Annotated in this window: 17 protein-coding genes; 6 read left to right on the forward strand and 11 right to left on the reverse strand. The window is 39.0% G+C overall.

Annotation, left to right across the window (positions count from 1 at the left end; genetic code table 11):
• Positions 1–96: 96 nt before the first annotated feature.
• From pspC to pspA, 3 genes are read right to left on the reverse strand one after another with little or no spacing between them, the layout of a single operon-like run.
• The gene (pspC, locus tag A3Q34_RS03580; protein WP_070374103.1) at positions 97–543 is read right to left on the reverse strand and encodes an envelope stress response membrane protein PspC; all 447 of its coding nucleotides are present in this window, start codon (positions 541–543) and stop codon (positions 97–99) included.
• Entirely contained in the window at positions 540–752 is a 213-nt protein-coding gene (gene pspB / locus A3Q34_RS03585) for an envelope stress response membrane protein PspB (protein WP_070376993.1), read from the reverse strand. The genes pspC and pspB overlap by 4 nt, the downstream gene beginning before the upstream one ends.
• Positions 753–808: 56 nt before the next feature.
• On the reverse strand, positions 809–1,477 hold the full coding sequence (gene pspA, locus A3Q34_RS03590) for a phage shock protein PspA (protein ID WP_070374104.1): 669 nt from the start codon (positions 1,475–1,477) through the stop codon (positions 809–811).
• Positions 1,478–1,668: 191 nt separating this feature from the next.
• On the opposite strand from pspA, the gene pspF reads away from it, so the two are divergent.
• Genes pspF through A3Q34_RS03620 form a run of 6 tightly spaced genes read left to right on the forward strand, consistent with a single transcriptional unit; the run spans position 1,669 to position 8,081 of the window.
• Positions 1,669–2,760 carry a phage shock protein operon transcriptional activator gene (gene pspF / locus A3Q34_RS03595; protein ID WP_070374105.1) on the forward strand — a complete coding sequence of 364 codons (1,092 nt, stop codon included), beginning with the start codon at positions 1,669–1,671 and terminating at the stop codon, positions 2,758–2,760.
• A gap of 9 nt (positions 2,761–2,769) precedes the next feature.
• On the forward strand, positions 2,770–4,395 hold the full coding sequence (locus A3Q34_RS03600; RefSeq protein ID WP_070374106.1) for an ABC transporter substrate-binding protein: 1,626 nt from the start codon (positions 2,770–2,772) through the stop codon (positions 4,393–4,395).
• Position 4,396: 1 nt separating this feature from the next.
• Positions 4,397–5,425 carry an ABC transporter permease gene (locus A3Q34_RS03605; protein ID WP_070374107.1) on the forward strand — a complete coding sequence of 343 codons (1,029 nt, stop codon included), beginning with the start codon at positions 4,397–4,399 and terminating at the stop codon, positions 5,423–5,425.
• Positions 5,415–6,308, forward strand: a complete 894-nt coding sequence (locus A3Q34_RS03610; RefSeq protein WP_070374108.1) for an ABC transporter permease subunit — start codon at positions 5,415–5,417, stop codon at positions 6,306–6,308. The genes A3Q34_RS03605 and A3Q34_RS03610 overlap by 11 nt, the downstream gene beginning before the upstream one ends.
• On the forward strand, positions 6,308–7,297 hold the full coding sequence (locus A3Q34_RS03615; RefSeq protein WP_070374109.1) for a peptide ABC transporter ATP-binding protein: 990 nt from the start codon (positions 6,308–6,310) through the stop codon (positions 7,295–7,297). Before A3Q34_RS03610 ends, A3Q34_RS03615 begins: the two co-directional genes overlap by 1 nt.
• A 1-nt stretch (position 7,298) precedes the next feature.
• Complete coding sequence (locus A3Q34_RS03620; RefSeq protein ID WP_070374110.1) at positions 7,299–8,081, forward strand: peptide ABC transporter ATP-binding protein; 783 nt, start codon at positions 7,299–7,301, stop codon at positions 8,079–8,081.
• A gap of 76 nt (positions 8,082–8,157) precedes the next feature.
• On the opposite strand, the gene efpL is transcribed toward A3Q34_RS03620, so the two are convergent.
• From efpL to A3Q34_RS03660, 8 genes are all read right to left on the reverse strand, one after another.
• Positions 8,158–8,730: an elongation factor P-like protein EfpL gene (gene efpL / locus A3Q34_RS03625; RefSeq protein WP_070374111.1), complete on the reverse strand. Its 573-nt coding sequence runs from the start codon at positions 8,728–8,730 to the stop codon at positions 8,158–8,160.
• A 95-nt stretch (positions 8,731–8,825) separates the two neighbouring features.
• Positions 8,826–9,746: a M14 family metallopeptidase gene (locus tag A3Q34_RS03630; RefSeq protein WP_070374112.1), complete on the reverse strand. Its 921-nt coding sequence runs from the start codon at positions 9,744–9,746 to the stop codon at positions 8,826–8,828.
• 290 nt (positions 9,747–10,036) lie between these two features.
• Positions 10,037–12,613 carry a glycoside hydrolase family 3 protein gene (locus tag A3Q34_RS03635; protein ID WP_070376994.1) on the reverse strand — a complete coding sequence of 859 codons (2,577 nt, stop codon included), beginning with the start codon at positions 12,611–12,613 and terminating at the stop codon, positions 10,037–10,039.
• A gap of 14 nt (positions 12,614–12,627) precedes the next feature.
• Positions 12,628–13,899, reverse strand: coding sequence for a sugar MFS transporter (locus A3Q34_RS03640; protein ID WP_070374113.1), 1,272 nt, complete (start codon positions 13,897–13,899; stop codon positions 12,628–12,630).
• A gap of 393 nt (positions 13,900–14,292) precedes the next feature.
• Positions 14,293–14,805 (reverse strand): phosphatase domain-containing protein, encoded by a 513-nt coding sequence (locus A3Q34_RS03645; protein WP_070374114.1) that lies wholly within the window; start codon positions 14,803–14,805, stop codon positions 14,293–14,295.
• A gap of 48 nt (positions 14,806–14,853) precedes the next feature.
• Positions 14,854–16,476, reverse strand: a complete 1,623-nt coding sequence (locus tag A3Q34_RS03650; protein ID WP_231907421.1) for a glycoside hydrolase family 30 protein — start codon at positions 16,474–16,476, stop codon at positions 14,854–14,856.
• Positions 16,477–16,631: 155 nt separating this feature from the next.
• Positions 16,632–17,399 carry a sugar-binding protein gene (locus A3Q34_RS03655; protein WP_070374115.1) on the reverse strand — a complete coding sequence of 256 codons (768 nt, stop codon included), beginning with the start codon at positions 17,397–17,399 and terminating at the stop codon, positions 16,632–16,634.
• A 200-nt stretch (positions 17,400–17,599) separates the two neighbouring features.
• Complete coding sequence (locus A3Q34_RS03660; protein ID WP_070374116.1) at positions 17,600–18,421, reverse strand: LytR/AlgR family response regulator transcription factor; 822 nt, start codon at positions 18,419–18,421, stop codon at positions 17,600–17,602.
• Positions 18,422–18,428 lie beyond the last annotated feature (7 nt).

Genomic DNA, 18,428 nt, shown 5'->3' on the forward strand with positions numbered 1-18,428 from the left:
GTTACACTTAATCACAAAGACAAGTCGTACACTTAACTATTTGTTAAGTGAACAAGCTAAAAAAGCGGCAAAAGCCGCTTTTAAATTTTTTGTTGATCACAACTTATTGATTTCTCGAGAAACAGTAAACTCAGATGAGGTAACATAATGCTCCATCGCTCGAACTTCCCTTTCTAGGGATTTAAATTTATGTCTAATATCCTGAAAAGCTTGTTTAGGTGGCTCTCCAGATTGCCAAATACGCGATTTCACCTTAATAGACTCAGAAGAAAGTTCTTCTTCTGTGTGCATGGTAGCTGATGCATATTGTGATTGTGCGGGTTGTGGTTTTTTAGCAGTAGTGCCTGGTTTTTTATCTAAAATAAACCAACCAGCAATATAAATAACGACAAACCAACCCATACCTAGTAAAACACCCGAAACCACTAGAATACGCACTAACCATGTTTCCCAGCCAAAGTAATCAGCTAGACCAGCACAGACGCCAGCAATTTTTCCTTGGGTCGAGTTTCTGTATAATTCACCACGGCGCTTGTCTGTCATACCTTGCTTCTCCAGTCAGGTGTTTCAGCATCTAAAATAGCTTCAAGCGTTTTAATTCTATCGGTCATTTTATCGGCTAATTCAGAAAGTTCAGATAATTGCTTGTACTCTTCTTCACTAAAGCCTTGGGTTATCTGGCGCTTACTTCGGTAATGTAAAATTAACCAAATAGGGGCAACTAACAACATAAAAATGATGACAGGAACCATTATAAGTTCTTCCACAGTACTTCTCCTTATAAGTTATTCAATACAAACTGAGTTATTTAGTTTTTCTTATCTGATTTCATTTTAGCTTTTAATTGCGCTAATTCATCATCAATATTTTCATCAGATTCTAAATCAGAGATTTCATCTGCTAATGATTTGCTCCCTAAATCAAGTGACTCAACTTGTGATTCAATATCATCAATTTTACGTTCATAACTGTCAAAGCGGCTCAGTGCGTCATTAACCCGACCACTATCGATATTCTTTTTAACTTTTAAACGAGATGTCGCTGTTTTTTCTCGCATGATAATTGCTTTTTGTCTTGCTTTTGCATCCGCTAATTTTTCTTGTAACTGAGAAACTTCACTTTGTAATTTAGCAATATGATCATCAACGTGGTTCAACTCATCTAAAAGTGACAGCGCATTCTCAGCACACTTTTTCTTTTCAACGAGCGCCGCTCTTGCTAAATCTTCACGACCTTTGCTTAAGGCTAGTTCAGCCTTTTCTTGCCATTGTTGCTCATCTTTTTCAAAACGAGTCGCTTGACGAGATAAATCTTTCTTATCCGCTAAAATTTTAGCCGATGACGAACGTACTTCAACTAAAGTATCTTCCATTTCTTGAATGATCAATCGTACCATTTTTGCAGGATCTTCTGCTTTATCTAACAGGTTGTTAATATTCGAATTAATAATATCTGTAAACCTAGAAAAAATACCCATAACAACTTCCTCATTCAATAATTTAATTTAATGTTACTGATATTTCTTATTCATGTTTTGCGCCAAGTTTTACTATTAACTTAACTTCATGTTTTAAATAAAGTTATTATAATTAAAAAAAACACTTCAAACCTGGTGATTAATAAAATACACTATTTGTTAGTGAAATAAACCAATTATTAGGTCAAGTAATGTCGCGTTTTAACCAAAAGGATAATCTTCTTGGACAAGCAAATAATTTTCTTGAAGTTTTAGAGCAAGTCTCACAAATAGCGCCCTTGAGTAAACCTGTGCTTATTATTGGAGAAAGAGGAACAGGTAAAGAGCTTATTGCGGCTCGGCTTCATTACTTATCTAAACGTTGGGATCAAAGTTATTTAAAGCTTAATTGTGCGGCATTAAATGAAAATTTATTAGAAACAGAATTATTTGGCTATGACAGTGGTGCATTCACCGGCGCGAGTAAGCGCCATGAAGGTCGTTTTGAGCGTGCGGACAATGGCACCCTATTTCTTGACGAAATAGCCAATACATCGGGTTTAATTCAAGAAAAGCTCTTAAGAGTCGTTGAATACGGTGAGTTTGAGCGTGTGGGTGGCTCAAGAACTATTAATACCAATGTGCGCTTAATTGCCGCAACCAATGAAGACTTACCCACCTTAGCCGATGCTGGTGAATTTAGAGCAGATTTACTTGACCGACTTGCTTTTGATGTTATAACCCTACCACCACTTCGAGAACGTATTGAAGACATCATGATGTTAGCTGAAAGCTTTGCGATTAACATGGCGCGTGAATTAGAATTTGAGCTCTTTAGTGGTTTTACTGAAAAAGCGAAACGTGCCATGCTTGAATATCATTGGCCTGGAAACGTACGAGAATTAAAAAATGTTGTCGAGCGTAGTGTTTATCGTTGTAATAACCCACATTTACCCGTGCATGACTTAGTCATTGACCCATTTGAGTCACCTTACCGACCTTCTCAGCGTATTAAAACCCAAGACAGAATATCGGTGGCAGCGCCGAGTGTTGATAAAGAGAAAAACGAAGAAAAACACCAAGAGGTAATCCATCAACAATTGCCCGTTAGTCAATCATTGGTCTTCCCTTTATCATTAAAAGACCTTTCTCAAGACTATGAGATTGATTTGATTCAATCAGCTTTAGAAAATTGTCAATATAACCAAAAGAAAACTGCCGACGCACTCAAATTAACCTATCATCAACTAAGAGGTTACTTGAAAAAGTATAACTTATTAGAAAGTGCAGTAGACGAAGGGTAGTTGAGTTATATGTCGATATTCGCTGTTAAAAAACATTTTTTGAAGATAATGACATTGCCATTTTTATGTTGGGTGACGGCATGTGATATTGATAATGATCCCTCATTAAGTGACCATAGTATTGTCTATTGCTCAGAAGGCTCTCCTGAAAGTTTTAATCCGCAAACGGTTACCTCTGGTACCACCATTGATGCTACGTCTAATCAACTCTATAACCGATTAATTTCATTTAGAGGCGAAGAAAACACTATTGCCCCGTCGTTAGCAAAGTCTTGGCATGTGACGCGTGACGGTAAAATGATTACTTTTTATTTACGCAAAAATGTTGCCTTTCATCAAACCGATTATTTTACCCCAACACGTTTTTTTAATGCCGATGACGTACTGTTCAGTTTTAACCGTATTTTATTACCTAAGCACCCTTTTCATCAAGTTTCGGGTGGAAAATACCCTTTTTTTCAAAGTGTAAGTTTTTCAAATGTCGTTGAAAGTATTGAAAAAATCAATGATTATACGATACGTTTTAAGTTCAAATACGCAGACAGTTCAATTTTGGCTAACATTGCCAGTGACTTTGCCGTCATATTATCAAAGGAATATGCTGACACCTTAGTGTTAAAAAATATTAAGCGAGAAATAGACACGCTACCCATTGGCACGGGTCCCTTTAAACTAAAAGATTATCGTCCCGGCGCCTATATTCGCTATGCCCCCCATAAAACGTACTGGGATCAGCCAAGTACTTTAGAGCAGCTTATTTTTGATATAACACCGAGTAATACTGGGCGATTAACAAAATTATTAGCGGGTGAATGTGATGTAATTGCTTTTCCCATTGCTCATAACAAAATAAAAAGCAAACCTGAATTAGAGCTACAAGCGGTGACTTCTTTTAATGTCGGTTATCTTGGTTTTAATACCCTAAAGCCACCTTTTAATAATGTAAAAGTACGTCAAGCGGTTGCATTAGCCGTCAACAAGCAAGCCATTATTGAAACTGTCTATCAATCTAGAGCAGATATAGCACATAGTTTATTACCTACAACCTCTTGGGCTTATGATAAGAATACTTTACCGCAAACATTTGACTTAGCTGAAGCTAAAAGATTACTAACTGAGGCTGGCTTTCCTAATGGTTTTACTATGAATCTCTGGGCGTTACCGGTACAACGGGCATATAATCCAGACGCGGTTACTATGGCGAAGTTAATTCAAGCAGATTTAAAGAAAATAGGTATTAATGTGTTAATAGAAAATTCTCTCGATATGGGCTCTTTTCTTGAACAGCTATCAAAAGGTGAGCATCAGAGTGTTTTATTAGGCTGGTCGGCGGATCACCCAGACCCAGACAACTTTTTTACGCCACTGTTGAGCTGTTCATCGGCTAGGAGTGGTAATAACAGAACATTTTGGTGTCATAAAAAGTTTGATAACTTAATACAGCGAGCATTAGAAACAACAAATGTGGCACAACGTAAAAAGTTTTATAGCCAAGCGTTAGCGATTATTTCAACTGAAGTGCCGTTAATTCCCATTGCCCACTCTAAACGATTTCAAGCAAGGAAAAATATTGTTAAGGGTGAACTATTATCTCCCTTTGGTGGTATCGACTTTAGCAGGGTGAGTAAAAACTAATATGCTGATATTTACTCTACGCCGCCTAAACTTATTCATTTTCACCATGTTTCTACTGACTTTACTGTCTTTTAGTTTGAGCTTTTTATTTCCTGGTGAGCAGTTAATCAATATTTCTGGGCAAATCAATGCGACACCTAAGCAGTTGATCGTTTTAGCTGAGCAGTATCAAACAAATAATAATATTGCTCAGCAATACTTTGCGTATGTAAGTCATCTTTTCCAGGGAGACTTAGGTATTTCAATGGCCAGCCAATTGTCTATAAGTAACGAGATCATGCGCTTCTTACCAGCGACAATTGAACTGACCTTAGTGGCACTTTTTATTGCTATGGTCTTTGGCATTCCTATTGGCTTTATTGCCGCTATTAAACACCGTAAAGCTACCGACAATATTATTTTAACTATTTCTATGCTGGGTTATTCAATTCCTGTTTTTTGGTTAGGCTTATTAGCGATTCTTATTTTTTCTATCCAATTAGGTTGGTTGCCATCAGCAGGACAGCTTAGCTTAGTGTTTGAAATAGAACATGTTACTGGCATACAGTTTATAGATATTTTATTAAGTGACAGTCCTTATAAATGGCAAGCTTTTCAAGATGCCAGCGCACATATATTTCTACCGGCGTGTGTTATCGCCCTTGCGCCTGCGACCATTTTTGTGCGCTTAGCTCGCACAGCAATGATGGATGTGCTCGACAGCCAATACATACGGGCGGCTAAAGCAAAAGGGCTAAGCTTTAAACAAATTATTTATCATCACGCGATACGAAATGCTATGGTGCACGTTATTCGTGATGTTGGCTTACAGTTTGCTAACTTAGTAACTATTGCCATGGTGACTGAAGTTATCTTTAGCTGGCCAGGCATCGGCCGATGGTTAATAGAAAGTATATTTCAGCGTGACCACACATCAATTCAAGGTGGGCTTTTAGCGCTTTCTAGTTTTATTTTTATTGTGCATATTGTCATCGATTTTATCTATGCAGCACTTAATCCTTTAGCAAGAGAGAGTCGAAATGGCGCGTGATAAAATATACTTAGAGGAAGAGTTTCCTTCACCGTTACTGCAACTTTGGCATAATTTCAAAGTAAAACCTGTAGTGATGATAGGTTTTAGCTGTTTTATTTTCTTAACAATTCTCGCTTTATTTGCACCTTTTATTACCCCTTATACTCCCGTTGAAAATCACTTAGATTTTTTATTACTGCCACCAGCATGGCACGAAGATGGTAATGTCAGCTTTTTATTAGGCACCGATAATTTGGGTCGTGACATGTTGTCTCGCTTAATGCACGGCACGTCACTAACTTTTGGCTTAAGTTTTGTTGTGGTGCTTATTTCGTTAGGTATTGGTGGTGTTATTGGCTCGGTATCGGCTTTAACATCAGGAATAAAATCAAGCTTTCTTAACCATTTTCTTGATGTAATTTTATCTATTCCTTCTTTGTTACTGGCCATTGTTATTGTTGCTATCTTGGGGCCAGGGTTGAGTAATACCTTATGGGCGATTATCATCGTGCTCATTCCACAGTTTGTCCATATAACCCGTAATGTCGTTACTCAAGAGTTCAGAAAAGACTATGTACTGGCTTCACGATTAGACGGCGCAAGTTCATTTAGAATTTTATATCACTCTGTTTTCCCCAATATTCTAGAGAAATTAATTAGCCAAGCAACGTTAGCCCAGTCTGCTGCAATACTCGATATTGCTGCATTAGGCTTTCTTGGATTAGGCGCACAAATTCCCATGGCAGAGTGGGGTGCGATGCTAAAAAACGGTATCGATTTATTCTATATTGCCCCGTGGACGGTTTATCTGCCTGGTTTGGCGATTCTTTTTGCCGTGGTGGCAACCAATTTAGTTGGTGAAGGCATGAGACACGCCCTTAAAATCAGTAAGGAAGCTTAATGAACCTTCTCGATATCAGAAATTTGTCTATTGTGCTGAAATCAGCGACTAACCCTATTTTAGCGGTTGATCGCGTCAGTTTAACCATGAAAGAGGGTGAAGTTCGTGGTTTAGTTGGAGAGTCTGGCTCAGGAAAATCTTTATTGGCTCAAGCTATTATCGGCGTACTTGATGAAAAATGGCATGTCGACGCCGATAGGTTTCACTGGCGAGGAAAAGATTTAATGCGTTTATCTGTTGATGAACGCAAAGCCATTATTTCAAAAGATGTCGCGATGATATTTCAAGAGCCGATGGCGTGCTTAGACCCAACAATGACAATAGGGATGCAACTTACCGAGGCGGTTGATGGTGAACAATTAACGGGCTATTTTTGGCAAAAAAATCAACAACGTAAAGAAACCGCGATTAGTCTCTTACATAAAGTCGGTATTAAGCAACATAAAATTTGTTTAAAAAAATATCCTCATCAGCTTAATGAAGCGTTATGTCAGCGAGTCATGATCGCCATGGCACTCGCCAAACGCCCTATTCTCCTCATTGCGGATGAACCAACCGCGGCAATGGAGAGTACTAATCAAGGCCAAATTTTTCGCCTATTAGCGAGTTTAAATCAATTAAAAAACATGTCGATATTATTGATAAGTCATGACCTTGAGAATGTCACACATTGGACAAATACCATTACGGTGATGTACAGCGGACAATTTGTTGAAGCGGGTACCACCAAGCACATATTTGAACAACCGTTTCATCCCTACACTCGAGCACTGGTTGATAGTAGCCCAAAATCAAATAGTGGCTTGCCAGCAAAATCACGGTTGATGGCGCTACCCGGCAGTATTCCTATTTTACAACATTTACCTATAGGTTGCCGATTAGGCCCAAGATGCCCTAGAGCTCAACAGGCCTGTGTTATAGCACCTAAGGTAACAAACTATCATGGCCATCAATTTAGCTGCCACTTCTCGCTAAAGGGAAGTTATTAATATGACAATATTATTACAGGTTAATAATTTAAGTAAGTCGTTTAGAATAGGCCGAAAATGGTTTAATCAAAAATATTTTACCGCACTCGAACCTATTTCATTTGAGGTACAAGCTCACCATACCTTAGCTATTGTTGGAGAAACCGGATCGGGTAAATCAACCTTAGCAAAATTATTGGTTGGTGCGGAACTGCCTTCAACAGGTAGCATAAAACTTAATGGCCAAACATTACAACCTGGAGACTTTAAGCAAAGATGCCAGCATGTACGGATGATATTTCAAGACTCTGGGACAACATTGAACCCAAGCTTAACCATTGGGCAATTGCTGAATGAACCTTTATTGATCAATACCAAATTAAATGAAGAAGACCGCCATTGTCTAATTCGAGAAACATTACAAAAAGTAGGCTTGCTCGCTGAACATATGAATTTTTATCCGCACATGTTCTCTGGTGGTCAGAAACAACGCATATCATTAGCTCGGGCGATAATATTACAACCGCAGGTGATTATATTAGATGAAGCCTTAGCTTCTCTCGACCCTTCATTACGCTCGCAAATGATTAACTTGTTGCTCGATTTACAAGAACAGATGGGACTCGCTTATATCTTAATTTCTCATAACTTAGGTATTGTTAGGCATTTTAGCGATAAGATAATGGTTTTAAGCAAAGGACAAGTCGTAGAGATGGGCGATACAGCAAAAATTCTCAGTCGACCAAAACATCAATATACCAAAAAACTTATTCTCAACCAAAGATTCCAACTGTTACACCGCTAACAACTCGCCTAATGGTTAGATCAATAAAGCCAGCAAGTGCTGGCTTTATAAGAGTGGAGATAAAGTAAACGAGACTTTATTTCTCAGCGCGTCCCATAAATTTACGTTCTTCGGTATTCACTTTGATTTTATCACCAATTGAAATATGTTCTGGCACCTGAACGGTTAAGCCCGTAGATAAAATTGCCGGCTTAGTGCGAGCTGTTGCTGAGCCACCTTTAATTGATGGGTCTGTTTCAGTTATAACCAGTTCAACACTCGGGGGTAAATCAATACCAACCGCAGCACCATCAACAATAATAATTGATAAACCTAAGGTATCTTCACAAATAAATAGAGCTTCTTCAGCAATACTTTCTTTGTTAAGGTTGTATGGCGTGTAATCTTCATTGTCCATAAAGACATATTCATCACCATCGATGTATGAAAACATCGCGGGACGTCGGCTTAAGTCAGCAAAGTTCAGCATATCCGAGTCTTTAAACGTCTCATCAATCTTACCGCCAGTGACAACATCGTACATACGCATACGGTATAAACTACCACCGGCACGACCTTGAGGAACTGAACGCTCTATATCTCTTACAATAAATACTTTTCCGTTATGCTCTACCGCAGCATTTTTCTTTATATCACTGGCCTTTGGCATGGATAATAATTCCTAAAATTAAATGTCAGAGAAAAATAGCACGAACTTAACATGATGAAAATGTTTTAGTGTGCAAATTTTTCGGTTTTATCAGGTTATTCACTTTTTAAAATATAATCTAAACCACCCGTTATAGCAGCCACTTGCGCAAGAATGCAATTTTCATCATCAACTTTTGGGCTGTCAGGGTAAACTTCGGTGGTGGTTAAGAATTTAGCATTGGTTAAGCCCATACATAATCCTAGCTCTCGCGCAGCATAATTAATAACGCCAGGCTGTTCAAGGGGTACACCGATCAATTTACCGCTTTTGTCAGCGGGCGCTATATGGGTAACTTCTTCAACGGCATCAATAATCGCTTTTTGAAAGTCAGCGACCGGCTTTACGCTATCGGCGACTAAATAAAAGCCATCAGGGATTTGCCATTCTTTTTCTTCTATCGCATCTCGAGCACAAAGTGCTGGCCGAAATGTGGAATTATCAGTGTCAGTCGTTTCGTGTAAATCAATATGCACAAAAATATCACGGTTGAGCTCGGCAACATACTTCATTATCGCTGCTGATTCTTGCGCTGGGCTGTTTTGATAAAAAGAACGATTAGGGTCTATCGCTTTGCAATTCCAACGGTTAACCGTTTCATAACCCCAAGGGCTGATACAAGGTGCAACGACAATATTAAAGTGTTTCGCATATTTGCTTGCTTGTGTTTGGGCAAAGCGTAATGCCCCCTGCACACCACTGGTTTCATAGCCATGAACACCACCAGTCACTAAAACTGTTTTTTTATTGTCTTGCCAGTTTTTTGTTTTAATCACATACAAAGGATAACGACTTTCATCAAGCGATAATGCGCCATACTGAAGAACATCAAAATCTTCTTTTAATGCGCTTATCTTTTCAACGACTTCATCTTGATATGAACGGGTTACCGTTTGTGCTTTAAACCACTGAACATTTTCTTTTTCAGTCCATTTTTTGCCCGGCGTTCCAATCGGATAGTTTTCTTCTTGATTCATTTGATTTTCTTTTGATATTGTAAATATTATCAGCAAGTTTACACGCACATAGCGACAACCGTAAGGTCATTATCAATAAATACGCTGATTCGACCAGAAAAAAGGATAAAGCTCAATAATCAGCCTTATCCTTATATTTTAATTTAAATAGACTACTACAGACAGTTCAATGGCGCGCTAGTCGCTTTGCTTGGCACTAATCGAATATGGTCATTATCAATAAATACGCTAATTCGACCAGAAAAAAGGATAAAGCTCAACAATCAGCCTTATCCTATAAGCTAAATAGACTACTGCGGGCAGTTCAATGGCGCGCTAGTCGCTTTACTTGGCACTAATCGAATATGGTTAACAGATAAATTAACCGCGCCCGGGGTACGCAATTCAAAAGGCACAGCAACTTTACTCAACTGTAGACCTTTCCCAGCAAAGCAATGTAAGCTAATAGCAATATCTTGCCACTCACCTTGCTTAGATGCCGCTAATTGCGCTTGAATATTATAACTTGCCTGACAATTTGCGCTATCGCCAAGCGTTTCACAATTCATGGTGATGTAAACAGGCGCGTTAATATCACTGTCTCTTTTAACTGAAAATGTTAAGGCTGCATTTTTTTCAAGTTCACTAGTAAGATCTTCTCTAAAACCGTTGCTGTTGATAAATTTAACTCCCGCGCTCGCTGCGCCAGTGGTCTTAAGTCGAAAAGAATCTTCTTGTATCTCTTTATCAACCGTTCGATAAGAAATTCCTTTAAGTGATTCACTACTCGACTCTATTTCAATGTTTTGTTGTTGAGAAAACAATAACATTTTCCAAGGCGCTATCGCCTTACCTAAGAAAATATCGGTAATTAAATGCGTATTAAGCGCCACATTAGATTGCTCAGACAAGTCAGCTAATAAAGTGTCATCTTGGTAGGTTAAACCATAGCCATATGAAAATAATGGTTGGTAGTCTTCGTCAAAACGATTGACAATTTGTGTCGGTAATTTAGGCCAAGAGAAAGACAATTTACCGGTAAAGTCGTGTTGGATATTATTAGCTGGGTTTTTCAATAAAATATCTGCGATTGCCTTACCCTCAGAGCCCGGTAGCCATGCAGCGACAAAAGCATCGCTAGCATTGAGTTCAGCATTGACCCACATGGGTCGACCACTAATAAAAACAGCAACAACAGGTATTCCCTTTGCTTTAAGTGATGTAAGTAACGCTAAATCTTTTTTATGACCGCGCTGATATTCAAGGTTATCAATATCACCATGCCCTTCAGCATAAGGTTCTTCACCAAAAACGACAATCGCTACATCGGGTTTGTTTGTGTAGCTGCCATCAACACTCAAAGTGACTTGACCACCTGCAGCACTGACTTGTTGTTCAATCCCAGAATAAATAGAAGAGCCACCGATAAAGTCTGAATTTTTATTACCGGTTCCTTGCCAAGTAATACTCCAGCCCCCTGACTGTTTACCGATATTATCAGCAGCATCGCCCGCTACTAAGATATGTTGCTTAGGTGATAAGGGTAAGAGCTGCCCGTTGTTTTTTAACAGCACTAAGGATTCGCGAACTGCCTGACGAGCAACTTCGCGGTGCGACTCACCGCCAATTAAGGCGATATTTCCTGATAAAACACGCTTGGCAGGACTGGGTTTTTCAAAAAGCCCGGCGCGGACCTTTACCCGTAAAATACGCGTTACGGCATCATCAATACGTGACTGCAGAATATCGCCTTGCTTTACTTGTGCAATTATATTGTCATAGAGTGGTCGCCACGCTTCTGTTGGCACCATAAAAATATCTAAGCCAGCATTAACCGCCTGAGCGCAATTTTCTTTGATACAGCCTTTAACTTGTCCGTGACCATTCCAATCACCGACAACAAAGCCGTCAAAACCCATTCTATTTTTCAAGACATCTGTTAGCAAATATTTATGACCATGGACTTTATCTCCATGCCAACTATTAAATGAAGCCATTACCGACTGAGCACCCGCCGTTAAACCGCCAACATAGCCTTGGGCATGCACAGTAAAGAGCTCTTGCTCGCTCGCTATGTTTTCGCCTTGATCATCGCCACCTTGCGTACCGCCATCACCGATAAAATGTTTAATGGTACTGATCACGCGTTTATCACCTAAAAAATCTTTATTCGCATGACCTTGTAAACCTTTAACGACTGACGCTGCGTATAAGCGAACAATCTCGGGATCTTCTGAGTAGCCTTCATAGGTTCTTCCCCAACGATCATCTCTAACCACGGCAACGGTTGGAGCAAACACCCAATCAATACCGGTAACCATGACTTCTGTCGCGGTTATTTCTGCTATTTTCTCAATAAGTGTCGGATTATTTGCTGCGCCCAAGCCAATATTATGAGGAAAAAGTGTCGCCCCGATAACATTATTATGACCGTGCACAGCATCAGTGCCCCACATCGTTGGAATTGTTGAACCATCGAGTGAATCATCAACAGATGCTTGATACATTTTCTCAGCCAATAAAACCCAATCAGCAGGGGTCGAATGCTTATTATTATTGGGGAAACCTCCACCACCATTTAAATAAGAGCCAAAGCCATAAGTACGCATATCCTCAAGGGTAATATCGCGAATTTCAGGTTGGATCATTTGCGCCACTTTTTGTTGCAAGGTCATCTCAGCCAGTAAGTCAGCCACTCTTTGTTCGACTTGCGTATCTTTTTTAACGTCACTTTCAAGTTGAGGCCAAATTTTATCGGCTTTATTGCTATCAATAGCTTGTGTCTCTGGCCCCGTCAACGTCAAATTTTCAGCAGGGCTGCAGCCAAGGATTAATAACGAAAGCGTGATAAGAAGCCCATTTTCTTTGTTAAATCTTAAGTATTTCATTGCATTGATATTCATTATGTTTTTGTGACTACCTTGCTACCGTTCAAACCGTAAAAGACGATATAGATGTAACAAAATAAAGGTAAGATAAAAGCAAACTGCACACTGATACTATCCGCTAACAGGCCCTGTAATACGGGGATGATGGCGCCACCGACAATAGCTAAGCAAAGGATACCTGCTCCCTGACTGGTGTGCTTTTTAAGCCCACTTAACGCCAAACTAAAAATAGTTGGAAACATAATAGAGTTAAATAACCCGACTAATAAAATGGCCCACATCGCTATACTGCCAGAGCTTAAAATAGTGATGGCAATTAAAATCACTGAACAAAGCGCATTAAAAGCTAAGGTTTTACCCGCATCAATTTTTTGCATAACTGCAGCGCCAATAAAGCGCCCAACCATAGCTCCACCCCAATAATAAGTAAGGTACTTTGCCGCTTGAGTTTCTTCTAAACCGGCGATATCAGTTTCACCTAAAAAGCTCACCAAAAAGCTGCCAATTGACACTTCTGCGCCAACATAAACAAAAATACCGATAGCACCTAAAACTAGATGGCGATAATGCCATGCCGACCCTTCAATTTTTTCGCCATCAACAACCTCAGCACTTTCAATATGTGGAAGTTTTAAGAAAGCAAAAATAGCAGCAAGCACTAACAAGGCCGCCATCAGTCCTAAATAAGGCAGTTGTACCGATTCAGCACTGTTTGCTGACATTGAATCAGTCACTTCGTTTAAAATTAATAACGCGCCAAAATAAGGTGCGATAGTTGTGCCTAAAGAGTTAAACGCTTGGGTCATGGTTAATCGTGACGAAGCGGTTTCTTTTTTACCCAGTAAGGTCACATAAGGATTTGCAGAAACTTGCAAAACGGTAATGCCACTAGCTAAAACGAATAAAGCCGCCAAAAAAACCGGATAACTATGTAAAGAAGCGGCGGGATAAAACATTAAACAACCCAAAGCCGCAATCACTAAACCGACCACAATACCTTTTTGATAGCCCATTTTTTCGACAAACCATCCTGCCGGCAGAGAAACTAAAAAATAAGCGCCAAAAAAGCAAAATTGCACTAGCATAGACTGTGCATAACTTAACGAAAAAATGGCCTTTAAATGGGGGATCAAAATGTCATTTAAGCAGGTAATAAATCCCCACATAAAAAACAACGATGTCAGTGAAATTAACGCAAAGCGAGTAGAGTTATCTCCACCAAATCCATTAGATGAATGCGCTTGTGAGGTTTTGCTTTGATCTAAAGTAAAAGATGTTCCAGCCATGTGGTAAGGTCCTATTGCTTAAAAATAAACACAAAGAATTTAGCTACGTCAGGTAGCAAGCTTATTCTTTATATCGCTTAAAATTGGTGTTGTTAATAACAAACCTATATCAGGCTTTATTATTGACCTATTTTTATTATAATTTGGCAGTAAAACCGCGAGGTCACGGCTTACTGTCACTAATTTATCTTGAGTGATACAACAAATAGTTGCAATTTAAATGAGGTGTAGTGGGTAATCAATGCGTTGAAAGCGAATTTAAATAACATCGTAAGATGAAGTAACCCAATAGCAGACAAAATTAAATCGCTAAAGGGTTTAACTCATTACCTCTGAGCTAAGGTAACATGAAATCAGGGCTTTTCTGGCTGCAAAGTGGCTTTATATTGCAGATCAAAACAGTGTCTCGGCTTTTATTAATTGACGATTCAAATAATCTCGTTGTTTTTTAATTTTCAAAGCTTTAGGTTTCACTTTTTGTACTTCTGTAACAATTTTATCGACTGGCCAACCTAGTGCTAATAGTAATAAAGCAATAACAGTCCCCGTTCGACCTGTGCCGCCTTTACAATGAATAGCCACCACACCTTTATTCTTCAATTCATCGACTATGGTCGTTTTATTTATTGCCCATTGCGCTTCAAAAGCCGTACTCGGCGCTTCATCATCAATAATTGGCAATTGTAGCCAACTAAGCTGATACTGGCGACAGAGTTCAGGTAAAGAAAGTACCTTGTTACTTGCCATTTCTTCATCAAACATTAATGTGATCAGCATTGAAACACCCGCTTGCTTCAACTGCTTAAGTGATTGTTCAAGGCTAACTAATTTAGTGCCAGGACAAGGGGTAAATATCAGCTTAGCACCGTTATCCAGCGCAATAACTTCAAAGGGATGTTTATTCACTTAATCTTTACTCTTATTAATTATATGGCTTGTTAAAACGATTAAAAACTAAAGCTTAACACGTACTGTTTGCAAGGCATTAGCGGCAATAGTTACTTGCGCATATTGACTACCAATTTGTAATGAATAATTTATTGGTGCTTTAGTGGTATTAAGTAATTGTACACTGACCAAACCATTGTCATTAATCGCAGCGCTGGCGTGTAAAGCATCTTTGTCTAAGCCTTCTAACTGCTGATTAACCTGTAATGCCGTATCACCTGGTCGAATGGTTTTACTAAATTGTGCTAATACATAATAAATCGGGGTGTAATAAACCTCACCTGTCTCAGTATCAATCATGATAGGTGCACCACAAAAGTTACCTACGTGATTAGGCCCACCATGCTTATCGAGTACGATATTCCAATCTATCCAGCCCTCTAACCAATGATCTAAACTAACAATAATATTACGTGCATAACGATGAACGGGGGTGTATATCGGATGATCCTCAGGTTTAGGTGCCCAAGTTGCAGTGTACGCCCAGTCGGTCGCATTTTCGTTCCACCAAAAATCATCATTATTGAACCAGTTACTTTCTTTAAAGCGAACAGGATCTAAGATACCTGCTGGTGCATCTTTACCTAAATCATCAATCGTGCCTTCGGTATGTATAATTGAAAACTCTGGAAATTTTTCATGAACCCGGTCAAACACATCTTCATTAACTTGATTACTGCTTTCGTACCAATGAACGGCTGTACCATAAACATACTCAGACGTTTCTTTATCCCCGAGTATTTCATCAGTCCAATGCTCCATTTCATCACGATTTTGGTCGTAAATAAGTAATTTAACCGCGTTGTGCGCACTCGCTTTTAATTTTGGTCCTAAATGGTCCTTAATAAAAGTATTTTGGGTCTGAGGCGTAAAATGCATACTTTCCCATTGACCACTGTTGCCATGCGGTTCATTTACTGGCGTTAGTGCCCAGAGTTCAATACCTTCTTGCTGATATGCATCGAGATACTTAATAAGGTAGTCTGCATAAGTAGCGACGTACTGTGGTTTTAATTCGCCGCCCGTGCCTTGGTGATTATTTTCAGGTGTTGGCTTAACATAATAGTCTTCAATCGTTTTCATCCAAGGTGGCGCAGTCCATGCGGAAGCGACAATTTTTAAATCTTTGTCAACTTGCTGATTTTTTATCGCGTAAGCTTCTTTTATCATTGGCAACAAATCAAATTGCTCATCTTTAATACCTGGGTAATGTTGAGCGCTAAAACCATCGCTATCTACCGCGATACTGAATGATGTTAAGTTAGCGTCATCTTTACGTTCTGCATATGAATAGCGACCGTCCACGGCAAAGTCTGTTGCGCCAATATGCGTGCGTGCTATTGAAAAATTAGCGCCCTTTTCGCCATAAATATTTTCCATCACCTCTGCTCGCTTATCTTTAGTTAAGTGTGCAAGCACAAAAGCGGAAGATTCAGTGAACGATGTACCAATACCAACAATCTTTTGTTTTTTAATATCTGGCCTTACCACAATAACCTTGCCCGTAGCTGTACCTTGTTGAAAGGTTAAATTCTGCTGTGGCGCTATTTTATCACCGGCTTCGCTAGTCAGTAATATTTCTTGGGTCATTGAAAGCTGGTAATTAATATTGGGGGTGTTTTTATTCATTTGAGTTGCCTGATTTACCGGTGCACAACTCATTATGGTGAGAGAAGTGATGGTTATAATAAATAACTTGTGGATGAATTTTTTTTCAATGTTGTTCATTTTATAATGCTCATGTCTGGGAGAAGTAAAGAAAAAATTAACGCTTATCTGAGCGGTTATTTAGCCAAGATAAGCTTACCGAACATACCCGCATCTATCCAACCACGATCGGGCGCTCCACCCTCTGCAGATTCAGAGCCAATAAAATTTTCACGTAGTTCACTGCCGTCGTTATCACAATAAGCCACCATGAGTCCCATCACTTTGCCAGCAAACAAAGCGACTGGTTTGTTAATATGGCTTGAGTCTGTTGTGGTATCTTGATATTCATCGTTATAAATATCGATGCTTAGTTCCCAAATAACCGTGTTGCCTTGTTGTTTCCAGTTACTTTGAACATGATGTGAATAGTTCTGCGGTTTTTTGTTGGTCCCTATATCTATGGCTTGGTTATCAAGAGACATGTGGTAGGCAAGTGCATTATGGTTATATTGATGATCACCGCCAGAGAAATCTTCATCAATAAAAATCTCTAAGCAATCGTCATCCCAATATTGGCTCAAGGGGTCGCGATGGGTATCAATGAGAATGTCATCAATAATTTCAACCATAATATATAATTTAGCTTGCGTCCAAACCACCTTGTATCGGCCTTGAAAGTCTTCTTTTGAAAATTCTGGACCTAACCAACGTTGATCTAAATTTTGCCACTGTGCTAATTGCCAAACACTTTCATTGGCAATACCATCAACATTTGGCGCTTTTTCAGCATGTGGTGCATAATAATTAAGTCGATTAGCCGCGTGACTATCGGCTGCATAGCAAGGCACACTTAATGCCATAGAAAAAATGGACGCAATAATTATCTGTTTAATACTTAACATTTAATATCCCTTAATTGACAATGACTGTTTACCCAAGTGAGTAACATCTACAGTTATATCAATCATCTAATGAGCGGCTATTTTTAACAACCGTATTACGATAAAGGGGATTTTAGAAGCGGTAGGCTGGTCAATATAAGGCAATAACAAGATCACCTGAATAAAAAATGCCATATTGACCACAAATTGTCGTCAATATACTACATGTCAGTTAAAAAACTCTTGATCACTTCTCGATAATTACGGCTCACTTTAACTTGGTCATATTCACCTAATTTAAGAAAAAACTCACCTTTCGTATGAGGGATCACTTTTTGGATATAATTAAGGTTAACAATCGTTGAACGGTGCACACGTTTAAACATTTCAGAGTCTAAATCTTCTAGCAAATTTTTCAAGGTACAGCGTTTAATATGAGTAACCCCTTGCGCATGAACACAAACATAATCTCCTGCTGCGTCAACCCATTCAATATCGGTTTGTTTTAACAAGGTTATATCGTCTCGGTCTTTAATAACTATTTTACGCTCAACTTTATCGGTATTAAGCTTAGGAAGGCTGATACTCTGCGGAGAAACGCTATTAGGGTTTTCCATTTCATTGATTGAGTCTATCGCACTAATAATGCGAGATTTGTTTAAAGTGTCTTCATCACTTTCACAGCGGACCAACGCACGCTGAATGGCTCGCTGAATTCGTTCGTCGTCAATAGGTTTAAGAATATAGTCAACGGCATGCACATCAAACGCATCTAAAGCATATTGCTCAAATGCGGTCGTGAAAACCACCATAGGAACAATATCAGATTGTAATTTTTTAATAACGCCAAAACCATCAACACCTGGCATCTGTATATCTAAAAAAAGTAAATCAGGTGCTAAGGCCATCGTTGCTTCAATCGCTTCACGGCCATTTTTACATTCGGCAATAATGTCTATTTCAGGAATTTTATTTAACTTTGCACGCAAGAGATTAAGCGCTAAAGGCTCATCATCAACAATAATTGTTCTTAACTTATTCATAAATTTA

The organism is Colwellia sp. PAMC 20917 (assembly GCF_001767295.1).
Taxonomy (GTDB): Bacteria; Pseudomonadota; Gammaproteobacteria; order Enterobacterales; family Alteromonadaceae; genus Colwellia_A.

Coding starts and splice junctions, on each gene's coding strand:
- pspC (WP_070374103.1), bottom strand. CDS start 543: ATGACAGACAAGCGCCGTGGTGAATTATACAGAAACTCGACCCAAGGA.
- pspB (WP_070376993.1), bottom strand. CDS start 752: ATGGTTCCTGTCATCATTTTTATGTTGTTAGTTGCCCCTATTTGGTTA.
- pspA (WP_070374104.1), bottom strand. CDS start 1,477: ATGGGTATTTTTTCTAGGTTTACAGATATTATTAATTCGAATATTAAC.
- pspF (WP_070374105.1), top strand. CDS start 1,669: ATGTCGCGTTTTAACCAAAAGGATAATCTTCTTGGACAAGCAAATAAT.
- A3Q34_RS03600 (WP_070374106.1), top strand. CDS start 2,770: ATGTCGATATTCGCTGTTAAAAAACATTTTTTGAAGATAATGACATTG.
- A3Q34_RS03605 (WP_070374107.1), top strand. CDS start 4,397: ATGCTGATATTTACTCTACGCCGCCTAAACTTATTCATTTTCACCATG.
- A3Q34_RS03610 (WP_070374108.1), top strand. CDS start 5,415: ATGGCGCGTGATAAAATATACTTAGAGGAAGAGTTTCCTTCACCGTTA.
- A3Q34_RS03615 (WP_070374109.1), top strand. CDS start 6,308: ATGAACCTTCTCGATATCAGAAATTTGTCTATTGTGCTGAAATCAGCG.
- A3Q34_RS03620 (WP_070374110.1), top strand. CDS start 7,299: ATGACAATATTATTACAGGTTAATAATTTAAGTAAGTCGTTTAGAATA.
- efpL (WP_070374111.1), bottom strand. CDS start 8,730: ATGCCAAAGGCCAGTGATATAAAGAAAAATGCTGCGGTAGAGCATAAC.
- A3Q34_RS03630 (WP_070374112.1), bottom strand. CDS start 9,746: ATGAATCAAGAAGAAAACTATCCGATTGGAACGCCGGGCAAAAAATGG.
- A3Q34_RS03635 (WP_070376994.1), bottom strand. CDS start 12,613: ATGAAATACTTAAGATTTAACAAAGAAAATGGGCTTCTTATCACGCTT.
- A3Q34_RS03640 (WP_070374113.1), bottom strand. CDS start 13,899: ATGGCTGGAACATCTTTTACTTTAGATCAAAGCAAAACCTCACAAGCG.
- A3Q34_RS03650 (WP_231907421.1), bottom strand. CDS start 16,476: ATGAATAAAAACACCCCCAATATTAATTACCAGCTTTCAATGACCCAA.
- A3Q34_RS03655 (WP_070374115.1), bottom strand. CDS start 17,399: ATGTTAAGTATTAAACAGATAATTATTGCGTCCATTTTTTCTATGGCA.
- A3Q34_RS03660 (WP_070374116.1), bottom strand. CDS start 18,421: ATGAATAAGTTAAGAACAATTATTGTTGATGATGAGCCTTTAGCGCTT.